The organism is Peteryoungia algae (assembly GCF_030369675.1).
GTDB lineage: Bacteria > Pseudomonadota > Alphaproteobacteria > Rhizobiales > Rhizobiaceae > Allorhizobium > Allorhizobium algae.
Genome location: NZ_CP128477.1, coordinates 3,975,558 through 3,996,510 on the forward strand (window position 1 = coordinate 3,975,558; position 20,953 = coordinate 3,996,510).

Annotated in this window: 17 protein-coding genes; 9 read left to right on the plus strand and 8 right to left on the minus strand. The window is 62.2% G+C overall.

What is annotated here, in order from left to right; all coding sequences use genetic code 11:
- Window positions 1–25 precede the first annotated feature (25 nt).
- Window positions 26–187 (plus strand): hypothetical protein, encoded by a 162-nt coding sequence (locus QTL56_RS18835; protein WP_245134762.1) that lies wholly within the window; start codon window positions 26–28, stop codon window positions 185–187.
- 327 nt (window positions 188–514) lie between these two features.
- A complete protein-coding gene (locus QTL56_RS18840; protein ID WP_245134763.1) occupies window positions 515–1,843 on the plus strand; it encodes a DUF2778 domain-containing protein in 1,329 nt (442 codons plus the stop codon).
- Window positions 1,844–1,954: 111 nt separating this feature from the next.
- Here QTL56_RS18840 and QTL56_RS18845 read toward each other — a convergent pair whose 3' ends face one another.
- Window positions 1,955–2,740 (minus strand): DUF4394 domain-containing protein, encoded by a 786-nt coding sequence (locus QTL56_RS18845; RefSeq protein ID WP_245134764.1) that lies wholly within the window; start codon window positions 2,738–2,740, stop codon window positions 1,955–1,957.
- Between the two features lie 266 nt (window positions 2,741–3,006).
- Between QTL56_RS18845 and QTL56_RS18850 the strand changes: the two genes are divergently transcribed.
- Together QTL56_RS18850 and QTL56_RS18855 are read left to right on the plus strand one after the other, a co-directional pair.
- Complete coding sequence (locus tag QTL56_RS18850; RefSeq protein ID WP_229573048.1) at window positions 3,007–3,558, plus strand: sigma-70 family RNA polymerase sigma factor; 552 nt, start codon at window positions 3,007–3,009, stop codon at window positions 3,556–3,558.
- A complete protein-coding gene (locus QTL56_RS18855; RefSeq protein WP_245134765.1) occupies window positions 3,555–4,262 on the plus strand; it encodes an anti-sigma factor in 708 nt (235 codons plus the stop codon). The genes QTL56_RS18850 and QTL56_RS18855 overlap by 4 nt, the downstream gene beginning before the upstream one ends.
- A 176-nt stretch (window positions 4,263–4,438) precedes the next feature.
- On the opposite strand, the gene edd is transcribed toward QTL56_RS18855, so the two are convergent.
- The 5 genes from edd to QTL56_RS18880 all read right to left on the minus strand — a co-directional run bounded on the left by edd (window position 4,439) and on the right by QTL56_RS18880 (window position 11,616).
- The gene (edd, locus tag QTL56_RS18860) at window positions 4,439–6,256 is read right to left on the minus strand and encodes a phosphogluconate dehydratase (protein ID WP_245134766.1); all 1,818 of its coding nucleotides are present in this window, start codon (window positions 6,254–6,256) and stop codon (window positions 4,439–4,441) included.
- Between the two features lie 122 nt (window positions 6,257–6,378).
- Window positions 6,379–7,077: a 6-phosphogluconolactonase gene (pgl, locus tag QTL56_RS18865; protein ID WP_245134768.1), complete on the minus strand. Its 699-nt coding sequence runs from the start codon at window positions 7,075–7,077 to the stop codon at window positions 6,379–6,381.
- An 11-nt stretch (window positions 7,078–7,088) separates the two neighbouring features.
- Window positions 7,089–8,561 carry a glucose-6-phosphate dehydrogenase gene (zwf, locus tag QTL56_RS18870; RefSeq protein ID WP_229573044.1) on the minus strand — a complete coding sequence of 491 codons (1,473 nt, stop codon included), beginning with the start codon at window positions 8,559–8,561 and terminating at the stop codon, window positions 7,089–7,091.
- A 318-nt stretch (window positions 8,562–8,879) separates the two neighbouring features.
- Window positions 8,880–10,166: an NAD(P)/FAD-dependent oxidoreductase gene (locus QTL56_RS18875; protein ID WP_245134770.1), complete on the minus strand. Its 1,287-nt coding sequence runs from the start codon at window positions 10,164–10,166 to the stop codon at window positions 8,880–8,882.
- Window positions 10,167–10,179: 13 nt separating this feature from the next.
- Complete coding sequence (locus tag QTL56_RS18880) at window positions 10,180–11,616, minus strand: glutamine synthetase family protein (protein WP_229573042.1); 1,437 nt, start codon at window positions 11,614–11,616, stop codon at window positions 10,180–10,182.
- Between the two features lie 121 nt (window positions 11,617–11,737).
- On the opposite strand from QTL56_RS18880, the gene QTL56_RS18885 reads away from it, so the two are divergent.
- From QTL56_RS18885 to QTL56_RS18900, 4 genes are all read left to right on the plus strand, one after another.
- Window positions 11,738–12,919, plus strand: a complete 1,182-nt coding sequence (locus tag QTL56_RS18885; RefSeq protein ID WP_245134772.1) for a BaiN/RdsA family NAD(P)/FAD-dependent oxidoreductase — start codon at window positions 11,738–11,740, stop codon at window positions 12,917–12,919.
- A gap of 171 nt (window positions 12,920–13,090) precedes the next feature.
- Window positions 13,091–13,240 (plus strand): hypothetical protein, encoded by a 150-nt coding sequence (locus QTL56_RS18890; protein WP_245134773.1) that lies wholly within the window; start codon window positions 13,091–13,093, stop codon window positions 13,238–13,240.
- Window positions 13,241–13,530: 290 nt separating this feature from the next.
- Entirely contained in the window at window positions 13,531–16,059 is a 2,529-nt protein-coding gene (locus tag QTL56_RS18895) for a methyl-accepting chemotaxis protein (RefSeq protein WP_245134774.1), read from the plus strand.
- A gap of 366 nt (window positions 16,060–16,425) precedes the next feature.
- Window positions 16,426–17,301 carry a LysR family transcriptional regulator gene (locus tag QTL56_RS18900; protein ID WP_245134776.1) on the plus strand — a complete coding sequence of 292 codons (876 nt, stop codon included), beginning with the start codon at window positions 16,426–16,428 and terminating at the stop codon, window positions 17,299–17,301.
- A 114-nt stretch (window positions 17,302–17,415) separates the two neighbouring features.
- Here the strand turns inward: QTL56_RS18900 and QTL56_RS18905 are convergent, their stop codons facing one another.
- Entirely contained in the window at window positions 17,416–17,664 is a 249-nt protein-coding gene (locus QTL56_RS18905) for an SMc00767 family acetate metabolism repressor (protein WP_203019758.1), read from the minus strand.
- A gap of 201 nt (window positions 17,665–17,865) precedes the next feature.
- Window positions 17,866–19,155 (minus strand): isocitrate lyase, encoded by a 1,290-nt coding sequence (gene aceA / locus QTL56_RS18910; RefSeq protein WP_229573037.1) that lies wholly within the window; start codon window positions 19,153–19,155, stop codon window positions 17,866–17,868.
- A gap of 238 nt (window positions 19,156–19,393) precedes the next feature.
- Here aceA and QTL56_RS18915 point away from each other — a divergent pair, with 238 nt between their 5' ends.
- On the plus strand, window positions 19,394–20,821 hold the full coding sequence (locus QTL56_RS18915) for a helix-turn-helix domain-containing protein (RefSeq protein ID WP_245134778.1): 1,428 nt from the start codon (window positions 19,394–19,396) through the stop codon (window positions 20,819–20,821).
- Window positions 20,822–20,953 lie beyond the last annotated feature (132 nt).

Consider the following 20,953-nt stretch of genomic DNA (forward strand, 5'->3'; position numbering starts at 1 on the left):
CGCCCATGAGCTCCAGAAGGCCGGTGTGGCGAAGGCTGCACCGGCCTTTTGCATTTCTGACGGGTCATTCCGTTCAGTACCGTCGATCTTCCAGACACATCCGCCAGAGGAAAAGCCTGTCCTGTCAGAAGGCTGGATGAACACCGACCTGTTCGAACTGATCGACAAGCCGGCCGGCGGCCGATGAGCGCCGCGAGGGCGTGTCGATGAAGCGACATGGCAGCAGCGAGCAAAACGCCACCGCTGCCGCGCTTCTTGCATCCGCTGTTCCGGCCTATATCGCGGGCCAGAACCTGGGGGCGGGCGGCGGATTAACCCGTCACGTTTGATACTGTTTTGCGGCGGGCGCTCGGAATGTGACATAAAGCGCCGGACGTAAACCTCTTGGTTACCAAACTTCTTCATTCTTTAGGACAGTCGACAGGACGGCATTGCCACAACCCTGTCCCAGTAAAGCCGGCTTCTGCTGCTATGTCGCCGGCTCCCAGAGTTTTTGGTAAGCGAGTTCAGTAACATGGCGTCCTCGACCCCTAAGGTCACCGGCGGCAATGGCGTCGCCGTTCAAACGACGAAGTCGCGCGCAAAGAAGCGCGGCTCGAGTATGCCGACGCTCTTGGGCATCGGCCTTGCCTGCCTCTTCTGGGGCACCGCAAGTATTGCCGTTTTCAAGGGCCTTTCCTCCTCTACCATCGACGTTCCGACCATGGCGGGCCACAACCTGCCGAAGCCGGATCTCGCCCTTGTCAAGCCGCTGGCGTCGCAGGCGGCACAGACGAAGGGAGCGAACCTTGTCGCTCTCGAAGAGATGCACAATCGTTTCGCCGAAGCGATCGCCGCAACCGACCATCTCGGCCTTCTCATGCTCCCGGCCGCCATGCGACTTGCTGAAGTCGACAAGTCTGACCGGCTGCTTCTCGCCCGCGTCGAGAGCGTGACGGGGCCCCAGGCGCTTGCGGTTCTGCGTGATGCCCTCTTGCAGGCTGAAGCGGGCCGACAGCAGGCAGCACTCGCAACCGCAGCCCATGATCGTCGTAGCGGCGTCGATGATGTCGACCCTGTCGTGACGGCCTCGATTTCCCAGGAAGCATCCGCCGCGATGCCGGCCGCCCTCGGCTATGCCGCAGTACCATCCGCGCCGGAGATGATGGCCGTCGCCGATCCACGCGAGGAGCCCTTCGAGGAACTTCTCTCCGAGCCGGCAGGCGAGGATCACGGCGCTCTTCCGGATGACGGTCCGGTCCCCGGCGCCAAGCCACAGGCAAAGCCGCAGGCCGAGCGCGTGCCGGCCCCAGAGGCGCCTTCCGCTACCCGCACGCCGGATAAGCCGAAGAAGACGCTGCTTAACATGCTGGCCTATGCCAAGCCCGACAATCCGGTGACCACCGATGACGGGGCAGGGGGCCTGTTCAGCCGCAAGAAAAGCCTTCCCGGACCCGGAAGCCGGATCGCCGTCTATGTGATCGAGGATTCGGTCGTGCACATGCCGAACGGCGAAAAGCTCAAGGCCCATTCCGGCCGCGGTCATATGCGCGACAATCCAAAATTCGTGCATGTGAAGAACTACGGACCAACGCCGCCGAATGTCTACAAACTGCGGATGCGCGAAGCACGCTTCCATGGCATCGAGGCGATCCGCATGAACCCGGTCGGCGATGCGAAAATGTACAATCGCGATGGCTTCCTCACCCACACCTATCTGCTCCGCCGTCGCGGAGACAGTTCCGGCTGCGTGGTGTTTGAAGATTATAATCGCTTCCTGAACGCCTATAAGCGCGGGCATGTACAGACATTGATCGTGGTCCCGAGCATGCGGGATCTGCCGAAATACATGGCGATGATTTAATAGGAAGGGCCTCCGTGTCATCGACACGGAGGCCCAATTTTGACGCTCCCGATCTCGGGATGACGCTTGCTTGGCCGGCAGGCTGTAGTTCTGCCTGTCGACCTCAGAAGCTTACATGGCCGGGACAACCGTGATCGACTTGATCACGGCAGGTGCACCCGAAATGTCGCCGGCCTTGGTCGCCGCACCCGTTTCCAGATTGACCGTGTAGAGCGTGCTGTCAGCCACCAGCCATGCGGTGTTCATGCCGTCGGCACCCGCCTCGATGTCGAAGGCGTAGGTCTGCGGGCTGCCTTCGATGCCCAGCTTGCCGATGGCCTTCAGCGTGCCGTCGTTGGGCTTGGTCTGCTGGATCAGGGCGCCGATCGTGGCATCGATGTTGTACATCGCGGTCTTCTCAGGCTTGCCGAGGGAGTTGGTATAGGCTGCAGCAACCGTATTCGGTGTTTCGCCCTTGTGCATGTCGCCCTCTTCGAAGGCGAGGCTGCCATCGACTGTGACCGCACCCGTGTCGGGATGGACGCGGTGATTGGTCGTTCCGGTCATGTAGCGTATGCGGTCGGCAGCCGGGTTGAAGTTCACGATGACAGGCGCATCGCCGATTGTCAGCGGCTTGTCCATCTTGGCGAGTTCAGTGGCGGCACCCGTTTCCGGATCGATGGTGACGATGGCATTGTCGGCGGTCACGCCGACGATGGTTTTGTTGGCTGGGCGGTAGTCGATGCCCACGAGCCGATCGACGCCGGTCACGTCCATGCTCTTGGAGACCTCAGGATTGGCTGTGTCGAACATCACGAGCGTCTTGTCGCCTGCAAGGCCGACGACCTGGGCGGCCTGCGCGCCGAAGGCTGTGAGTGCGGTTGCGGCAGCAAGGCTGAGGATACGGATGCTGGTCATGGAAACTTCTCCCGTCTGAATGGTGCGGCGACACCCTTCTGGTGCCTCCTGAACCCTAGACACGCGGCGACGGCCGATTGGATGCAGCACTCGAAGAATTTTTTCTCGGCTGCATCCGGAGCCCGGTCTCGCGTGTCGGGAAGATGAAGGAGACAATGATGGAAATGGTCATGACGAGAGCCGTTCAGTCAGCCGGAACGCCTGTGCCCGGTTGCCAAATCTTCAGCAATGCCTACTTTCCGCAGAGCAGATTGGAAGGATGCGGGATGGGGAATGACGAAGACGAGCTCGGTGCGGCGCTGAGAGCCTGTGCTGCGGGAGATCGCGCCGGCCTCGCCATGATCTACCGCAGCGAAGCGGCCCGCATGGTCACCATTGCGGAAAGGATCCTTCGGCGGCACGATCTGGCGGAAGAAATCGTCCAGGAAGCCTTCCTGCAGATCTGGAACAAGGCCTGGCAATACGATCCCTCCCGGGGGTCGGCGCGTGGCTGGATTTTTGCCGTTGTCCGCTCGCGCTCGCTCAACGCACTGCGGAACGGCGGACGGGAGGATCTCGCGGATGCAGAGAGCATCGAGCGCCTTCAGGATGAGGGGGCGGATGCGCTCTATACCGACCTCTTCGATCAGCTGGATACGGCAAGCCGCCTGCGCTCTTGTCTGGGGCGACTGGATGGCCTGCGCCGCAAAACGGTACTGATGGCCTATGTCTCCGGCTATAGCCACGGCGAGATCGCCGGTCGCCTGAAGCTGCCGCTCGGCACGGCCAAGGCCTGGATCAGGCGCTCGCTCTCGGCGCTCAGGGAGTGCATGGCATGAGCACCTGGCACACCCCGACAGAGCGCGCTGATGCCTATGTCCTCGGATTGATGGACGAGCACGACCGCAGGGTCATGGACAACGAATTGGAGAGCGATCCGGTTCTGGCACGAGCGGTTGGCGAAGCACGCGACCGCTTCATCGAACTCGATCTGGTCGGTCCGACAGCCACGGTCTCGGCAGACCTCTGGTCTCGTATAGAGGCAAAGCTCGGGACAGCGGGCAAGCGCGAAATCGCAGGCCCCCATCCAGCTGCCGCAAACGACAACCGTCTGGTCCGCTGGCGCGCCATCGCTATGTCGGCCGTGGCCGCCTCTGTCCTGCTTGTGGCGGCCTTGGGTTACACCACCATGACCCGGCTGGAGCCGCAGGTCGTCGCGATCCTGATGAATGCCGAGGGGGAGCCGGTGGTCATGATCGAGGACTTCGGCAACGACACGGCCAAGGTCGTCCCGCTCATTGATCTGGCGGTGGCGGATGATCGCTCGCTGCAGCTCTGGACGCTGCCATCGGCCGACACCGGCCCGGTCTCGCTCGGGGTGCTCGATGGCTGGGAGACTGCGACGGTGTCAGGTCCAGATCTGCCACGGCCGGCGGAAGAGCAGCTTTACGAGATCACGGTGGAACCGTTCGGAGGTTCGCCCACGGGCAAACCAACAGGGCCGATCGTCGGCAAGGGCTTCGCCAAGGCGCCGCGTCCCTGACAATGAAAGGTCCGGCATCCGTCGGGCTGACGCGCGGGGGGGCTGAGCAGCAATTGTAGTTCGGTGCTGTCAACGGTCGATGGCAGTCTCGCGGACCCGTGACCGAACCCTTCAGAAGGCAAAGAAACAGGGCCGCGTTTGACCGCGACCCTGTTTGCCATGAAGCGACGGAGACGTCAGAAGAGAACGCTGGCGCCCTGATCTGCCGGACCCGCAATGCGACGGAAGCTGGCGAAAAGTTCCCGGCCCATGCCGAACTCGTTGTCGTCGAGATTGGTCGTGGCAAGCGGCCTTGCGTTGAACTCGGCAGCATCGACCAGAACTTCCAGTGTTCCGGCTATGGCATCGAGACGGACAATGTCGCCGTTCTTGATCTTCGCGATCGGGCCGCCATCAACGGCTTCTGGCGTCAGGTGGATCGCCGCCGGGATCTTGCCCGATGCGCCGGACATGCGACCGTCCGTCACCAGAGCGACCTTGAAGCCGCGATCCTGCAAAACGCCCAGTGGCGGGGTCAGGCGATGCAGTTCCGGCATGCCGTTGGCCTTGGGGCCCTGGAAGCGAACAACGGCGATGAAGTCGCGCTCCAGCTTGCCGGCCTTGAAGGCGTCCTGCAATTCCTGCTGGTCGTTGAAGACGATCGCCGGCGCCTCGACGACGTGACGTTCCGGTTTGACGGCAGAAATCTTGATGACCGCCTTGCCAAGATTGCCGGTCAGCATCTTCAACCCGCCATTCGCCTGGAACGGCTTGTCGATGGTGGTCAGGACCTTCGGATCGGCACTGACCTCTGCTGAGGGTTCGCGATGCACGGTGCCATCGTCGGCCAGCTTCGGATCGATCGTATAGGAAGCGAGACCCTGGCCATAAACGGTGCGCACGTCGTCATGCACGTAACCGGCCTTGAGCAGCTGCTTGATCAGAAAGCCCATGCCGCCGGCGGCGTGGAAGTGGTTCACGTCGGCAAGTCCGTTCGGATAGACGCGGGCGAGCAGCGGCACGATGTCGGAGAGTTCCGAAATGTCCTGCCAGGTGAGCTGGATGCCGCCGGCGCGCGCCATGGCGATCAGATGGATCGTGTGATTTGTCGAACCGCCCGTGGCATGCAGGCCGACGACGCCGTTGACGATCGAGCGTTCGTCGATCATCTCGCCGGCCGGCGTGAACTCGTTGCCGAGGGCGGTGATGGCAAGCGCACGTTTGGTGGCTTCCTTGGTGAATGCGTCGCGCAGCGGGGTGCCCGGATTGATGAAGGAGGCACCGGGCAGGTGGAAGCCCATGATCTCCATCAGCATCTGGTTGGAATTGGCCGTGCCATAGAAGGTGCAGGTGCCCGGCCCGTGATAGGACTTGGACTCGGCTTCGAGCAGTTCTGCGCGACCGACCTTGCCTTCTGCGTAGAGCTGGCGGATCCGCGACTTCTCGTCATTCGGCAGCCCTGTGGTCATCGGCCCTGCAGGAATGAAGACGGCGGGGAGGTGGCCGAAGGTGAGGGCCGCGATCATCAGCCCCGGCACGATCTTGTCACAGACGCCGAGATAGACGGAGCTATCGAACATATTGTGCGACAGGCCGATGGCTGCCGACATCGCGATCGCATCGCGCGAAAAGAGCGAGAGCTCCATGCCGGGCTGTCCCTGGGTCACGCCATCGCACATGGCGGGAACGCCGCCTGCGACCTGCGCTACGCCACCCACTTCGGACGCGGCCTGGCGGATCATCGCCGGATAGGTCTCGAAGGGCTGGTGCGCCGAGAGCATGTCATTATAGGCGGTGATGATGCCGAGGTTCGGCACGACGTCACCGGCGAGCGCATCCTTGTCCCTGGGCGAACAGACGGCGAAGCCGTGGGCAAGGTTGCCACAGGACAGGGTCGAGCGGTGCACGCCCTTCGAAATCGCCCGGCGGGTCCGGTCGAGATAGGCTTCACGGGTCGGCTTGGATCGCTCGACGATCCGCTTGGTGATGGCTTCGATACGGCTATCAGCACTCATAGGAATGGCTCCTCATCTGGCGCGGGCGCTGAGGCGCACATCGCGCAAAGGCCTTCTCGGCCATGAAACTCGTCATAGGTGCGTCGACCTGCCGAAACGCTCCGGCAGACGAGGGCTCCCGCTCAGGGCGCCCAGTAGATCTCAGGCTTGGTCTGAGCGCGTTCGAGAACGGCCCGGATCGGCATGTCTTGCTCGTCGGTGCCGGCAAGCGCCTTCTCCAGCACGGCCTTCTTTTCCGTACCCTCGATGTGAACCGCGAGCAGGCCGGCATCGTGAAGCGCCGAGAAGGAGAGGGTGAGGCGAGCCTCGCCCGCACCCGGTGCTTCCATCGTCATGACGCGGCGCGGCAGCGTCAGATCAAGCGCTGCGGCAAGGTGATCGCCACCGGGAAAGAAGGAGGCCGTGTGCCCGTCCGTTCCCATGCCGAGGATCGCCACGTCGAAGGGTTTGCTCATGCCAGGCACGATCCCGGACGCTGTCCTCGCGGCATCCTCGATCGTTGCCTCGGGACGGTACAGCGGTACGAATTCCGCTGCCGCAGCCTCATTCTTCAGGAGATGCGTCTTCACCAGCAGATGGTTGGAGCGCGGATTGTCTTCGGGCACGAAACGTTCATCGACAAGCGTGACCTTCACCTTGGCCCAGTCGAGAGTCCGTGTCGACAGAGCTTCGAAGAAAGCCTTGGGCGTCGAGCCACCGGACACGGCAAGCGTCGCTTCGCCACGACGCCCAATCGCTGCGGACAAGGCCGAAGCCACGGTTTCGGCGAGATCGGTCGCAAGGGCGGACCCGTTCTCGAATGTCTTCATCTGATGCGCCATCGGTCCGGGCCTCAGTCGATTTCGTGCCAGGTGCGACCGTCACGCTCGATCAGCGCGATGGCCTGGCTCGGGCCCCAGGTGCCGGATGTGTATCCCTGCGCCTTCTGGCCGATTTCTTCCCACGACTTGAGGATCGGGTCGCACCAGTTCCACGCGGCCTCGACTTCGTCGCGGCGCATGAACAGGGTCTGGTTCGAGCGGATGACATCCATCAGAAGGCGTTCATAGGCGTCGGGATTGCGCACGTCGAAGGCCTGCGCAAAGCTCATGTCGAGCGATACGTGGCGCAGGCGCATGCCGCCCGGGCCCGGATCCTTGATCATCAGCCACTGCTTGACGCCTTCGTCCGGCTGCAGGCGGATCACGAGCTTGTTTGCTTCGATGCGTCCCGCATTCTCGCCGAAGATGGAGTGCGGGATCGGCTTGAAGGTGATGACGATCTCCGACATCCGGGTCGCGAGACGCTTGCCGGTGCGCAGATAGAAGGGCACGCCGGCCCAGCGCCAATTGTTGATCTCTGCCTTGATCGCCACGAAGGTTTCGGTGTCGGAGGCAGCCCCCAGTTCTTCCTGGTAGCCGTTGACGGCACCGCCGGCAGAAGCACCGGCGCGATATTGGCCGCGGACCGTCTGCTTCTCGACATTGGCAGGTGTGATCGGCTTCAGCGAACGAAGGACCTTGAGTTTCTCGTCACGGACCGCTTCCGCGTCGAGCGAGGATGGAGCTTCCATGGCCACGAGGCAGAGCAGCTGCAGAATATGGTTCTGCACCATATCGCGCAGGGCGCCAGCCTTGTCGTAATAGGTGACGCGACCTTCGAGGCCGACGGATTCCGCGACCGTAATCTGGACGTGGTCGATATGGGCCGAGTTCCACAGCGGCTCGTAGAGCGCATTGGCGAAGCGCAGCGCCATCAGGTTCTGCACCGTCTCCTTGCCGAGATAGTGGTCGATACGGAAGATCTGGTCTTCCTTGAACACCTTGCCGATTGTGTCGTTCAGGATCTGCGCCGAGGCGAGGTCACGGCCGATCGGCTTCTCGACGACGATGCGGGTCGACTTGGTGATCAGCTTGTGGTCGCGGATCTTGTCGGCGATATCGCCGAAGATCGAGGGCGAGACGGCGAGATAGAAGGCACGAACGATGTCCTTGCCCTGATCGAGAAGCTTCTTCAGATCTTCCCACCCCTGGTCCGCCTTGGCGTCGACAGAAATGTAGTAGATGCGCTCGAGGAACTTGGCGACTTCGGCCTCATCCAGCTCCTCGGCCTTCAGGTGCTCGTGCAGGGCATCCAACGTGAACTTGCGGTATTCCTCATGTGTCATCGCAGTACGCGATGCGCCGATGATCCGGGTCGGCTCGGTCAGCTGACCGGCGAGCTGACGGTGGAACAGGGCCGGCAACAGCTTGCGCTCGGCGAGGTCGCCGGTGCCGCCGAAGACGACATAGTCAAAGGGTTCAACGGGGATGATCTGGCTGCTCATGCGGCATCTCTCGTTCGGACAATTCGTTGAACGGATTCTAATCTAATCGATTTAAAAAAGCCACCCTCACCGCAGCGATTTTGTTTTTGCGGGGCGTTGGCACCCTTGGCGAACGCTGTTCTGCGACAATGAATCACACGCCAGGATGACGGCAGCGCGACGCCCGGGCGACAGAACATGCCGAACGGATGAGAAGGATCGGCAAGGCAGCAAAGATAGTGCCACAGGCGGCGAGAAAAGAGCGTGCCCCGTCAAACCCGGCTGCGTTGAAGACGCTTGTCACGCGCACCGGTGCACACGCCCGCCGAACTGCCATTATCAGAACCGGTCGCGAAGCGCATACCAAGTGAGCGCCAGAAACAGCAGCGGCTTGCGCAGGCTTGCGCCTCCTGGGAAGGGTGGAATCTTCAGCTCTTTGAGCAGGTCGAGTTCTCGCGCATTGCCGGCCACCATGTCCGCATACATTTTGCCGGAATAATTGGAAAGCATCACGCCATGCCCGGAATAGCCGGCAAGCGAGGTTACCCCTGGAAGAACGTCGCGGGCAAAGGGCTTGCGGGGAAGCGTGATGCCGACCGATCCGCCCCATCCGTGTGTAATCTCGATATCTCCGAGATCCGGATAGATCTCCGCGATTTGCCGGCGGATATGGCTGGAAATGTCGCGCGGGCTGTCGGCCGTATAGGCCTCGCGCCCGCCGAAAAGCAGACGCCCGTCACGGCTCTTGCGGAAGTAGCGCACAACAAACCGGCTGTCGGCCACGGCCTCCGAGCCCGGCAGCACCTGGGGAAAGCGGTCGAGCGGTGCCGTCGCTCCGATGAAGGAGCGGATCGGCATGACATGTGCCGCCGTCACCGGTTCCAGATTGCCGATATAGGCATTGGTCGCGATCAACACCCGGTCGGCCGTGATCGTACCCTTCGGCGTATCAATGACGGTCTTGCCGCCCGCCTGGCGAATGGCACTTGCCGGCGTCATCTCGTGGATCCGGGCGCCGGATGCAGCGGCAACCCGAGCCAGACCGACGAGAAGTTTCAGCGGGTGGATATGCCCGGTGCCGGTGTCACGAACGCCGAAGTGATACCGTGTCGAACCGACACGTTCATGCGTCTCCTCCCGATCCATGAACGAGATATGCGGATAGCCGTAGCGCGCCGCCATGGTTTCGGCCTCATGGCGGTAGTCGGATTCCCCGCCACGCTTGTGGGACACGTTCAACTGCCCGGGCAGATATTCAATGTCGATACCGTGCTGTTCGGCGAAGTCGAGCAGGTAGTGCTTGGCATTCTCCGCCATCTCGAACAGAGCCTTCGACCGCTCGAAGCCGAGTTCGGCCTCCAGCTCTGCCGGAGAGGCGCGCTGGCCGGTGCCGAGCTGGCCGCCATTGCGCCCCGATGCACCGTCTCCGAAGCGGCCGCCTTCGATGAGAACGACCGAGACGCCGAGCCGGGCGAGATTGAAGGCGGCCTGAAGGCCGGTGAAGCCGCCGCCGATGATGGCGACGTCAGCCGAGGTGGAGCCATCGAGGGCCGGATATTCCGGCCGCTCGCCCACACTTGCCTCATACCAGGAAATCCCCGGTGCAATCGGGCTTTGCCATGTCATGGGGTCTACTCCCTCACACGTTAAGCAGGAGGAATTCGCGTTCCCACGGGCTGATCACCTGCATGAAGGTCTCGAACTCACCGCGCTTCACGCCGGCATAGAGCCCGACGAATTCGGCTCCGAACACGTCGTTGAAGTCAGGCTCGCCCTCGAGCAGGGCCACTGCCTCCAGAAGGCCGCGTGGCAGATCCACGGACCCTTCATTGGCAGATCCTTCTGCCGCAGCCGTCGGTTCGATTTCCTTGATGATGCCGAGATAACCGCAGGCGAGCGAGGCCGCGAGCGCGAGGTAGGGATTGGCGTCAGAGCTCGGCAGACGGTTTTCGACACGCCGTGCCGCTGCATCCGAAACCGGCACGCGGAAGGCCGTCGTGCGGTTGTCGTAACCCCAGGCATTGTTGACGGGGGCAGCCATGTCCGGGGTCAGACGGCGATAGGAGTTCACGTAAGGCGCCAGCATCACCAGCGAACTCGGCACGTATTTCTGCATGCCGCCGATGAAGTGGAAGAACTCCGGCGAGGCTGATCCGTCGGGATTGGAGAAGATGTTCTTGCCCGACTTGGCGTCGACCACCGACTGGTGAATGTGCATGGCAGAGCCCGGCTGTCCCTGCATGGGCTTGGCCATGAAGGTCGCGTAGATCCCGTGTTTCAGCGCCGCCTCGCGGATCGTGCGCTTGAACATGAAGACCTGATCGGCAAGCTCGATCGGATCGCCGTGGCGCAGGTTGATCTCGAGTTGTGCCGGGCCTTCCTCGTGGATCAGGGTATCGATCTCGAGCCCCTGCTTCTCCGAGAAGTGATAGATGTCGTCGATCAACTCGTCGAATTCGTTGATGGCGGCAATCGAATAGCCCTGGCCTCCGATGATCGAGCGGCCGGAACGGCCCTTCGGCGGACGCAGTGGGTAATCAGGGTCGTCGTTCATCGCGACGAGATAGAACTCGATTTCCGGCGCGACGACCGGCTTCCAGCCCTTTTCGTCATAGAGGCGCAGCACGTTTTTCAGAACGTTGCGCGGCGTATAGGAAACGTTTTTGCCATCGACATCGACGATATCGCAGATCACCTGTGCGGTCGGATCGGTCTCCCACGGCACGACGGAGAGCGTCGAAAGATCCGGCAGCAATTTAAGATCGCTGTCGCGCGGCTCGTAGCGGAAATTCTCCGTCTCATCGGGATATTCGCCCGAGATCGTATGACGATAGAGCGCCGAGGGCAGGGCCAGCGAGGTGTTCGAGGTGAACTTGGACGAAGGCATCATTTTGCCGCGCGGAACGCCGGCAAGGTCGGGCGTGATGCATTCGATGTCTTCGATGCCGCGGGCCTGGAGCCAGGTCGCTGCTTCCTTCCAGTTCGAGACGCCACGCTTCGATCCGGGATCTGGCGGGACAGTCGCCTTTTTGGAAGCAGCGTTCTGGGGTCTCATCATGGATTTCTTCGCGGGCATGTCTCACCGGTTGGCTGTTGATGCTCGCCATCATAGCCAGACTTTGGCCTTTGGCGAGGGGGACGCGTTGACTTTGATCATAAGTTTGTCGAGACAGACAGCGGATCCCCGGGAGAGCAGTATGTCCAGGAAGTATGACGTCGCCATCATCGGAGCCGGTGCCGCCGGCATGATGGCGGCATTCACAGCCGGTCGGCGCGGCCGCTCTGTCGTCGTGCTCGACCATGCCAAGGCGCCTGGCGAAAAGATCCGTATCTCCGGCGGCGGGCGTTGCAACTTTACCAATATTCATGCCGGGCCGAAAAACTACCTCTCTGAGAATCCGCATTTCGCCAAGTCGGCGCTCGCCCGCTACACACCGGCCGATTTCATCGCCATGGTCGACCGCCACAAGATCGCCTGGCACGAGAAGACCCTCGGCCAGCTCTTCTGCGACGATAGCGCCAGGGACATCATCCGCATGCTGCTCGAAGAAATGCGGGCGGTCCATGTCGAGCTGAAACTCTCCTGCGTGATCACCGAGGTTGAAAAGGGGGCGGATGGCTTCCGACTGGCGACGACCGAAGGTCCGATCCTCGCGACAAGCCTCGTGGTCGCCTGTGGCGGCAAGTCGATCCCGAAGATGGGCGCGACAGGATTTGCCTATCGCCTCGCTGAACAGTTCGGCTTGCCCGTCACCGAGACCCGGCCGGCGCTGGTGCCGCTGACCCTTGAACCCAATCTCTTGGGCGAACTGTCGGAACTCGCGGGCGTTGCCGTCGATGCCGATGTCAGCTGCGGCAAGACCCGCTTCAGGGAGGCGCTGCTCTTCACCCATCGTGGGCTTTCCGGCCCCTCGATCCTGCAAATCTCCAGCTTCTGGCGCGAGGGCGACGAGATCCTGCTCACGCTCCAGCCGGATGTGGATTTCCTGGAGACGTTGAAGGCGGCCAAGCGCGAGAATGGCCGCCAGCAGGTCCAGACGGTACTTTCCCAGCAACTCCCGAAGCGGCTTGCCCAATATCTGACTGATGCGGCCAAGCTGGAGCGGCCACTCGCCGACCTGCCCGACAAGGCGCTGTCATCGCTTGCTGAGCGTATCCGTCGCTGGCCCATCAAGCCTGCAGGTTCGGAGGGGTATCGAACGGCCGAAGTGACACTCGGTGGCGTAGACACCGCCGCGCTGGACGGCCGCACGATGCAGGCCAAGACAGTGCCGGGGCTCTACTTTATCGGCGAATGCGTCGATGTGACCGGTTGGCTCGGCGGCTATAACTTTCAGTGGGCCTGGGCCTCCGGTCATGTCGTTGGCGAAAGCCTCTGAAAAAGCTCCCGTTTCGGACAAGCTGCCCTTGGTAATTCAGGACTTGTTAACATGCGTCGGTCATCCTGCCCGAATGCCGGTGTGACATCCTCAAATGTCGCGACATGAGGTCTGGCCGGCGACAGCCCGCAAGGGCATGACCTTCCCCGGCCGCATCAAGGACCGCGCCCCATGAACCGTCAGACCCGCAAGCCTCGCGCCATCGCAATTGCCATCACCCGCGTCCGTGACGAAGAGCGTGCCCGCCTTCGCCATCTGAGCATCGTCTGCCTCTATGCCGTCAGCGCGCTTGCAGCTCTGGCGATCGGCCTCTTCGCCTGACCTCAATCGCCTGATGCCCCCTCTTGGTGAAGCGGATAGCCGCCGGTCTTCCTGTGGCCCTGCCGCCGCCGCGCCTGATCTGATGATCTGCTGTGCCTGCTGCACTTTTGTCCTCGATGCATGAGCTTGTTCAAGGCCGCCCACGCCTGTGGCGCCCTTTAACTCGGTCTTGAGACTTTTACTGCAACTCTTGTTCTCGGAGTGGAGTGCAGACGGCGACGACAACAATCGCAGCCGTCCAGTTTTTTAAGAGGTGGAGCAGCGATGCTCTGCCTTCTTTTGGAGGGACAATGTTGATCGATCATATTCTGTCGCGGTTTTCGATTTCGACCAAGGTCATGGCCTTCGTTCTCCCGTTTGTTCTGTCGATTACTGCGGTCGGTCTCATGGGCCTCTACGCCTCGGGCCTCCTCCAGCAGCGCATGGAAATTTCCAATGGCACGATGCGGTCGCTGAACGGCTTCCGCAACGTGAATGCCGCAATGACGCGCTTCCTTGACGAGACCTCGGAGGAGACGCGCGGCGCGGTCGTCGGCGAACTGTCGACGCAACAGGCAACCCTTACCCAGAACGTGTCCGAGATCGGTGCCGACGGCATGGGGCGCAACTTTCTCGACGAGGCGATCGCAGGCACGGGTGCGGTCAATGAGAAGATCGATGTCCTCTGGCAGCTCTACCAATCCGAAGTGGCGCTGGATGCCTCCATCCAGGAACACCTGAAAGGGCTGATGGCGCAGCAGATCCGCGTCGCCGACGAAGCCCAGAAGCTGCAGCGTGCCGTGCTTGGCGGCGAAAACGAGGCGAAGGGTGTCTTGAAGGAGGCCGAGCGTCTTTCGGCCGGCGCCAAGCATCTGGCCGAAGTGACCAAGGGATATTTTGCGGCAGGATTGCCGGAAGAGCAGTTCCCCTATCTGCAGAAGCAGTTGCCGGAACTCGTGAAGACCCAGCGCAAGATCGCCAACGCCCTGCCATCCGAGCACAAGGATATGGGCAAGACCTTCCTCGCATCGATCAACGAGATCAAGAAGCTGGTCGCAACCGGCGACCTGAGCCTCGAGAATGGACGCGCCGTAGGCTCAGTCCTTTCACGCTTCCGCGGCTTCCAGGACGTCCTGACTGCAGGCGCCGCAACCAAATACAGCGAATCCGTCCAGAAGTTCGCCGCCGTCGAGACCGGAGCCGTACAGGCTGCCGACATCCTGATCGGCAGCCGCAAGCTTGTCGCCGATGTCTACGACCTGCGCATTCTGACGGCGACCTTCCTCAACGTGAAGAACGACAAGACCCGCGAGCCTATTCTGCGCCAGATCAAGCTGATCGGCGACAATCTCGCTGTGCTCGGCGGCAGCATTTCTGACAAGGCCTTTTACGATAGCCTGGCAGGCGCCATCACGCCGCTTCTGGCCTCCCTCACAGCCGATACCGGTGCACTGGTGAAGGCAAGCGCCGATCGCAATGCAAGCTTTGCCGAAGCCAGCCGCACCATGGATGGCATCTGGATGTCATTGACCGCCTTCGCCGATCTGCAGAAGGATGTTGCCGGGACGGAACGCCAGGAGGCGAACCGCATCTCCATCGGCACCACCATCGCTGGCGTGCTTCTCGCCGTCATCGGCGGCATCGCTCTCGTCGTTACCCTGCAGCGACCGATCGCACGCATCACCTCGTCGATGCAGCGCCTGGCCGAAGGCGATCTCGAGGCTGGGATCGTCGGAGACAAGCGCGGCGATGAGATCGGTGCCATGGCCCGGGCACTCGCCGTCTTCAAGACCAATGCCCACACGAAGCTCGAAATCGAATCCGAGCGCCAGCGCGAGCAGATGGAGGCGGAATCCGAACGCCGCCGCAATGATGAGGAAAAACAGGCGCTCGACCAGGAGATTGAACACGCGGTCGGCAAGCTCGCCCAGGCACTCGAACGTCTCGCCAATGGTGACATTTCCTTCGAGATCGAAGGCCGCTTCCACGGCCGTCTCGAACAGCTGCGCAACGATTTCAACCTGTCGCTCTCCCGCCTGCGCGACACGATGCAACAGATCGCCGGCAACGTCGACCAGATCCAGAACAACGGTCGCCAGATGGCCCAGTCCGCCCTCGATCTCGCGCGCCGCACCGAACAGCAGGCCGCCTCGCTCGAAGAGACCGCTGCCGCCGTCGACGAAATCACCGCCGCCGTGCGGTCGTCTTCGGAGCGCGCCGAAACGGTCAACGGTGTCGTCCGCGAAGCCAAGAAGAATGCGGATGAATCCGCCATCGTCGTTGGCAGCGCGATCTCGGCCATGGGCCGCATCGAGGACGCCTCGCGCCAGATCTCCAACATCATCGGCGTCATCGACGAGATCGCCTTCCAGACCAACCTGCTGGCCCTGAATGCCGGGGTCGAGGCAGCCCGTGCCGGCGACGCCGGCAAGGGGTTTGCCGTGGTTGCGCAGGAAGTCCGCGAACTCGCCCAGCGCTCGGCCGGTGCTGCAAAGGAGATCAAGGCTCTCATCAATCGCTCTGCGGAAGAAGTGGCCAGCGGCTCAAACCATGTCCAGCAAACGGGAACGGTGCTCTCGCGCATCGGTGGCCAGATCGCGACGATCAGTGAGCATATTGAGATGATTGCCGAGACCAGCCGCGAGCAGTCAGGTGCCCTGCAGGAGGTCAACGGCGCCGTGGGCCGCATGGATCAGATGACGCAGCAGAATGCAGCCATGGTGGAAGAGGCAACCGCCGCCACCCAGGATCTTTCCGCGCAAACGGATCAGCTGCGGGATCTTCTGCAGCAGTTCAGGATCGAGGCAGATCGCCAGCGTCCGGCCAGCCGCGCGGCCTGATTTCTCTCTCGCAAATTGACAAAGCCCGGACATCGCGCCGGGCTTTGTTGCGTCAGGTTTGGGGCGAACGGCAGGTCGGACCGGGGGCAGGGCGACACGCCGCCCGTGTTCCACGTCTCCACCGCAGCCGCTCGATCAAGGAGCGGCTGAGCCGCGAAACGCGGCTCCAGGGCGCTTCGCCAAATTGAGCGTAAAACTCGTCTTCCGACAATTGGTCGTTCTGACCCAACTTTCTTTTCAGCGCGATGACGGCCAAGGCTGCGTGGACTTCTTGCATGACGGATCTCCTGAAATTGATGCCGTCACCTTTTCTATTCGCCATTTCTGGATGTATGAACAGCCAATGATGCGCTATGTCGTTCATCCATGAAAGACGTTGCCTGGGATTCCTATCAGCTTTTTCTCTCGGTCGCCCGACAGGGTGGGCTTTCGGCCGCTGCTGAAACAACGGGGCTCAGCGCCGCAACGCTCGGTCGCCGCATGGTCGAGCTCGAACAGGCGCTGGGGCGTGAGCTCTTCCTGCGCAGCCAGACGGGCTATCGCCTCACCAGCGATGGCAGCCAGTTGCTGGAGCACCTGGTCGAACTGGAGGCTGGCAGCCAGCGTGTGGAGGAGTGGCGCCGCGGCAAGGCCGGGCAGTCGCTGGTGCGGATCAGTCTTGGGACATGGATCGCCTGGCTTCTCTGCCAGAACATGCAGATGATCCGCACGCCGCGCGACGAGTTCCGCATCGACCTCCATGTCGCGGAGCAAAGATCACGGCTTTCGCATCGGGAAAACGACATCGGCCTGCGTGCCTTCGAGCCGGAGGAGCCCAACCTGGCAGCCATCCCGGTGGGGGAGGTCGCCTATGCCGCCTATCGGGCGCGCAACAGAGAGTGGATCGGCCCGGAGCCGTGGATTGCGGTGGACGATGAAAATGCGGTTTCAGCCTATCTTCGCTGGCCGCGCCAGAATGCCGCCGAGCGGATTGTGGCGACCGTCAACCGGCCGAGATCCCTGCGCGATCTCGTCCGCGCCGGTGCGGGCCTCGGTGTACTGCCTTGTTTCGTCGGAGACCTCGATCCGACGCTGGAGCGGGTCGGCGAGGACATGCCCGAGCTGCGCCACCGGCAATGGATCGTGATGAACAACGATGATCGCCACAGATCCGACATCCGTCTGGTTGCGAACCGGCTGGAAAAACTCCTCAAGTCCCACCGGGACATACTGGCCGGCAAGCGGCCGAGCACGCGCAGCTGACACGTCCCGAAGATAGAAAAAACCCGCACGACGACTGGCACTCCTCCCCAGAGGCCGTCATCGTGCGGGAACCGGTCCGGAGGTCAGGGGCCGGCCGGGGGACAAGATCGTGGATCAGGCCGCCTGATGGCTGCCCTGGGTCACGATGACGGGGATCAGGAGATCACCCCAGTTGCCGTCACCGCCATGGTGGCGGGCTGAGCGGACGAGCTCGACGGAGACGCCGGCATCGACGGCCTTCATGATCGAATGGTTGAGCCGGTGCAGGTCGTTTGCCAACATGCGGATCATCGCCTGCTGATCGGTGCTCATGGCCGAGGACTGTTCTTCGGCGCGTTCCTTGACTCGGGTCTGGGGTGTCATGGCATTTCTCCTCTTGGTGTCTGGGGTTCTTGAACGTTGATATGCGAGAACAAAGCCCTTCGTGCCGGCCCAACGCTTTACGCCTGAGCTGTTGCCGCCTTCGCCCCGCTGCCGGGGAAAACGCAGCCAGGTGCCTCGGTCTCGGGGCTCCCTCTCCCCGCCAGCGGGGAGAGGATCAAGATGAGGGGCAGTTGCCCCGGTCTATTCGGCGGCCGGGCGGAACTGCTCGGTTTCCGTCGATTCCTTCATTGCAGTCGTCGAGGACTGGCCAGCGGTGATCGCGAGCGAGACGGCGTCGAAATAGCCGGTGCCGACTTCGCGCTGATGCTTGGTCGCGGTGTAGCCGTTGACCTCGGCTGCGAATTCCGCCTCCTGCAGTTCCGAATAGGCCGCCATCTGACGATCCTTGTAGCCGCGGGCCAGTTCGAACATGCCGTAGTTCAGCTGGTGGAAGCCGGCGAGCGTGATGAACTGGAACTTGTAGCCCATCGCACCGAGCTCGCGCTGGAACTTGGCGATCGTCGCATCGTCGAGATGCTTCTTCCAGTTGAACGACGGCGAGCAGTTGTATGCGAGCTTTTTGCCCGGATGGGCCTTGTGCACGGCTTCGGCGAACTTGCGCGCCTGCTCGAGATCCGGCTTGCCGGTCTCCATCCAGATCATGTCGCAATGGGGCGCATAAGCAATCGCACGTGCGATGCAGGGCTCGATGCCGTTCTTGACCTGGTAGAAACCTTCCGCCGTGCGGCCGGCATCATAGTCGACGAAGGGCTGGTCGCGCTCGTCGATGTCGGAGGTGAGCAGCTTTGCCGCTTCCGCATCGGTGCGGGCAATGATCAGCGTCGGAACGCCCATGATGTCGGCGGCCAGTCGCGCAGCCGTCAGGTTGCGGATATGGGCGGCCGTCGGGATAAGGACCTTGCCGCCCAGATGGCCGCACTTCTTTTCGGACGCCAGCTGGTCTTCGAAGTGGACACCCGCAGCACCCGCTTCGATGAAGGCCTTCATGATCTCGAAGGCATTCAGCGGTCCGCCGAAGCCGGCTTCCGCGTCCGCAACGATCGGCGCGAACCATGTGTCGACCGAGAGGCCCTTGCCTTCCGCGGTCTCGATCTGGTCGGCACGCTGCAGCGTGCGGTTGATGCGCTTGGCAAGCTCAGGTGCGGCATTTGCCGGATAGAGCGACTGGTCGGGATACATGGAAGAGGCCGTGTTGGCGTCGGCGGCGACCTGCCAGCCGGAGAGGTAGATCGCCTTCAGGCCTGCACGAACCATCTGCATCGCCTGATTGCCGGAGAGCGCGCCGAGCGCATTGATGAAAGGCTCTTCGTTGATCAGCTGCCACAGACGGTTCGCACCCATTTCGGCCAGTGTATGCTTGATCTCGACCGAGCCGCGCAGGCGCTGTACGTCCGCTGCAGTGTAGGGGCGATCGATGCCGTCATAACGGCCCTTGGGGGCATTCGGAACGATGTTGTAAAATTCAGTCATGTCGTGTCTCCCTGTCACTGCTAGGCGCTGACCAAGTGAAGTTCTTCATGTTGGCTTGGCCGCTTCTGGTGTGACTAGATTTACATCGCACCGCAAAATACGGCCAGAAAATTCGGTAAAACAGGGAGATGAAAGAGGTTACGCTGTATTGTCTTTGACAGAGCGTGCGTGTAATTTTGTAAATTCAGTCAAAGCGGACGATGCGCCGAGTTCGGTAAATCTTGTAAAGGAGCTGTAAATGGCAGAGCGCAAGATCTTTGCGGGGCCTCGTGTCCGTCGCATTCGCAATGGCCTCGGCCTCACCCAGACGGCCATGGCCGAGGCGCTGGAAATTTCGCCCTCCTATCTCAACCTGATCGAGCGCAACCAGCGCCCCCTGACGGTCCAGCTGCTGCTCAAGCTGTCTTCCGTGTACAAGGTCGATCTCGACGGGCTGCAAGGCGAGGCTGGTGGCTCGACGAGCCAGTTGCGCGAGATCTTCGCCGATCCGCTGCTTTCGGGGGAATTGCCCGGCGATCAGGAACTGATCGAAGTCGCCGAAGCTGCTCCGAATGCTGCGAGCGGCATCATCAAGCTCTACCGCGCCTATCGTGAACAGGCTGCGCGTCTGTCGGATCTCGCCGATCTCCTGGCGCGGGAGGGGCATGAGACGTCTCTATCGGGTGCGCGCCTGCCGATCGACGAGGTGCGCGAAGTCTTCGAGCGCCGGCCGAATTATTTCGCCCGGCTCGACGAGGCTGCAGAGGCCTTTCATGCCGGCCTTGGCCTGTCGGCCGGAGATGATCTCACGGTCGCCCTCAAGACATGGCTGCGTTCGACCCACGGCATTGTGGTGCGCGCGCTTCCCGTGCAGGCCATGCCCTCGCTCCGTCGCCGCTACGACCGCCACTCCATGCGCCTCTTCCTCTCGGAGCGTTTGTCGCCCTTCGACCAGATGCGCGAGGTGTCGATGGAGGTGGTGCTGCTTGCTCTCGGCGAAGACGTGCAGGCCGAACTCGAGGGGCTTGAACTCTCCTCGGGCGAGGCGCGTCGCATCGCTCGCTTCGAACTGGCGCGCTATACCGCACACGCCCTGATGATGCCCTATGGAGCCTTTCTCTCGGCAGCCATCCGCGCCCGCTATGACATCGACGTATTGCGTGCCCGCTTCAACGTCTCCTTCGAGCAGGTGGCCAACCGGCTGACCATGCTTCAGCGCCCGGGTGCGACAGGCGTCTCCTTCTTCATGATGGAGATCGACAATGCCGGAAACCGTTTCCGCCGCGCAGGCGCGACGGGCTTTCCGCAGGCGAAGTTCGGCGGCGGTTGTCCCAAGCTGAATGTTCACGCCGCTTTCGCTCAGCCGGGGCAGATCCTGGTCGAGCAGGTCGAAATGCCTGACGGTAGCGCATTTCTCACCCTGTCGCGCACGCTGGAGGGCCCACAGGCCAGTTTCGGAGAGCGCATCCGCCGCACCGCGCTGCTGATCGGCTGCGACGCATCGAGCCGGGACGAGGTCGCCTATGCGGCCGCGCTTCCCGACCGCTCGGTGGCCCCGATCGCGATCGGCCCGGCCTGTCGCCTCTGCGAACGGTCAGGCTGTCTTGCTCGAGCGGAGCCCCCGCTGACCCGCCCGCTCGGCCTCGACGAGATGGTCACAGGCCTCTCCGCGTTCGATTTTCAGTGAGCGGGCGCGCGCCGACAAAAGCATTCGCGACTGCGAAGGATTTCGCTTGTCGCCCGTCCAATTCCTTTCTAGTCTCTTAAAAAAACAACGGGAATGGCATCGGGAGCACCTCGCTCCCCCAGCTGGAACAGG

Bases quoted from the DNA above. Each gene is read 5' to 3' on its own strand.
- aceA (WP_229573037.1), bottom strand. From the start codon at position 19,155: ATGACTGAATTTTACAACATCGTTCCGAATGCCCCCAAGGGCCGTTAT.
- QTL56_RS18895 (WP_245134774.1), top strand. From the start codon at position 13,531: ATGTTGATCGATCATATTCTGTCGCGGTTTTCGATTTCGACCAAGGTC.
- pgl (WP_245134768.1), bottom strand. From the start codon at position 7,077: ATGGCGCATCAGATGAAGACATTCGAGAACGGGTCCGCCCTTGCGACC.
- QTL56_RS18845 (WP_245134764.1), bottom strand. From the start codon at position 2,740: ATGACCAGCATCCGTATCCTCAGCCTTGCTGCCGCAACCGCACTCACA.
- QTL56_RS18855 (WP_245134765.1), top strand. From the start codon at position 3,555: ATGAGCACCTGGCACACCCCGACAGAGCGCGCTGATGCCTATGTCCTC.
- QTL56_RS18885 (WP_245134772.1), top strand. From the start codon at position 11,738: ATGTCCAGGAAGTATGACGTCGCCATCATCGGAGCCGGTGCCGCCGGC.
- QTL56_RS18890 (WP_245134773.1), top strand. From the start codon at position 13,091: ATGAACCGTCAGACCCGCAAGCCTCGCGCCATCGCAATTGCCATCACC.
- QTL56_RS18875 (WP_245134770.1), bottom strand. From the start codon at position 10,166: ATGACATGGCAAAGCCCGATTGCACCGGGGATTTCCTGGTATGAGGCA.
- QTL56_RS18915 (WP_245134778.1), top strand. From the start codon at position 19,394: ATGGCAGAGCGCAAGATCTTTGCGGGGCCTCGTGTCCGTCGCATTCGC.
- QTL56_RS18905 (WP_203019758.1), bottom strand. From the start codon at position 17,664: ATGACACCCCAGACCCGAGTCAAGGAACGCGCCGAAGAACAGTCCTCG.
- QTL56_RS18840 (WP_245134763.1), top strand. From the start codon at position 515: ATGGCGTCCTCGACCCCTAAGGTCACCGGCGGCAATGGCGTCGCCGTT.
- QTL56_RS18850 (WP_229573048.1), top strand. From the start codon at position 3,007: ATGGGGAATGACGAAGACGAGCTCGGTGCGGCGCTGAGAGCCTGTGCT.
- QTL56_RS18880 (WP_229573042.1), bottom strand. From the start codon at position 11,616: ATGCCCGCGAAGAAATCCATGATGAGACCCCAGAACGCTGCTTCCAAA.
- QTL56_RS18900 (WP_245134776.1), top strand. From the start codon at position 16,426: ATGAAAGACGTTGCCTGGGATTCCTATCAGCTTTTTCTCTCGGTCGCC.
- edd (WP_245134766.1), bottom strand. From the start codon at position 6,256: ATGAGTGCTGATAGCCGTATCGAAGCCATCACCAAGCGGATCGTCGAG.
- zwf (WP_229573044.1), bottom strand. From the start codon at position 8,561: ATGAGCAGCCAGATCATCCCCGTTGAACCCTTTGACTATGTCGTCTTC.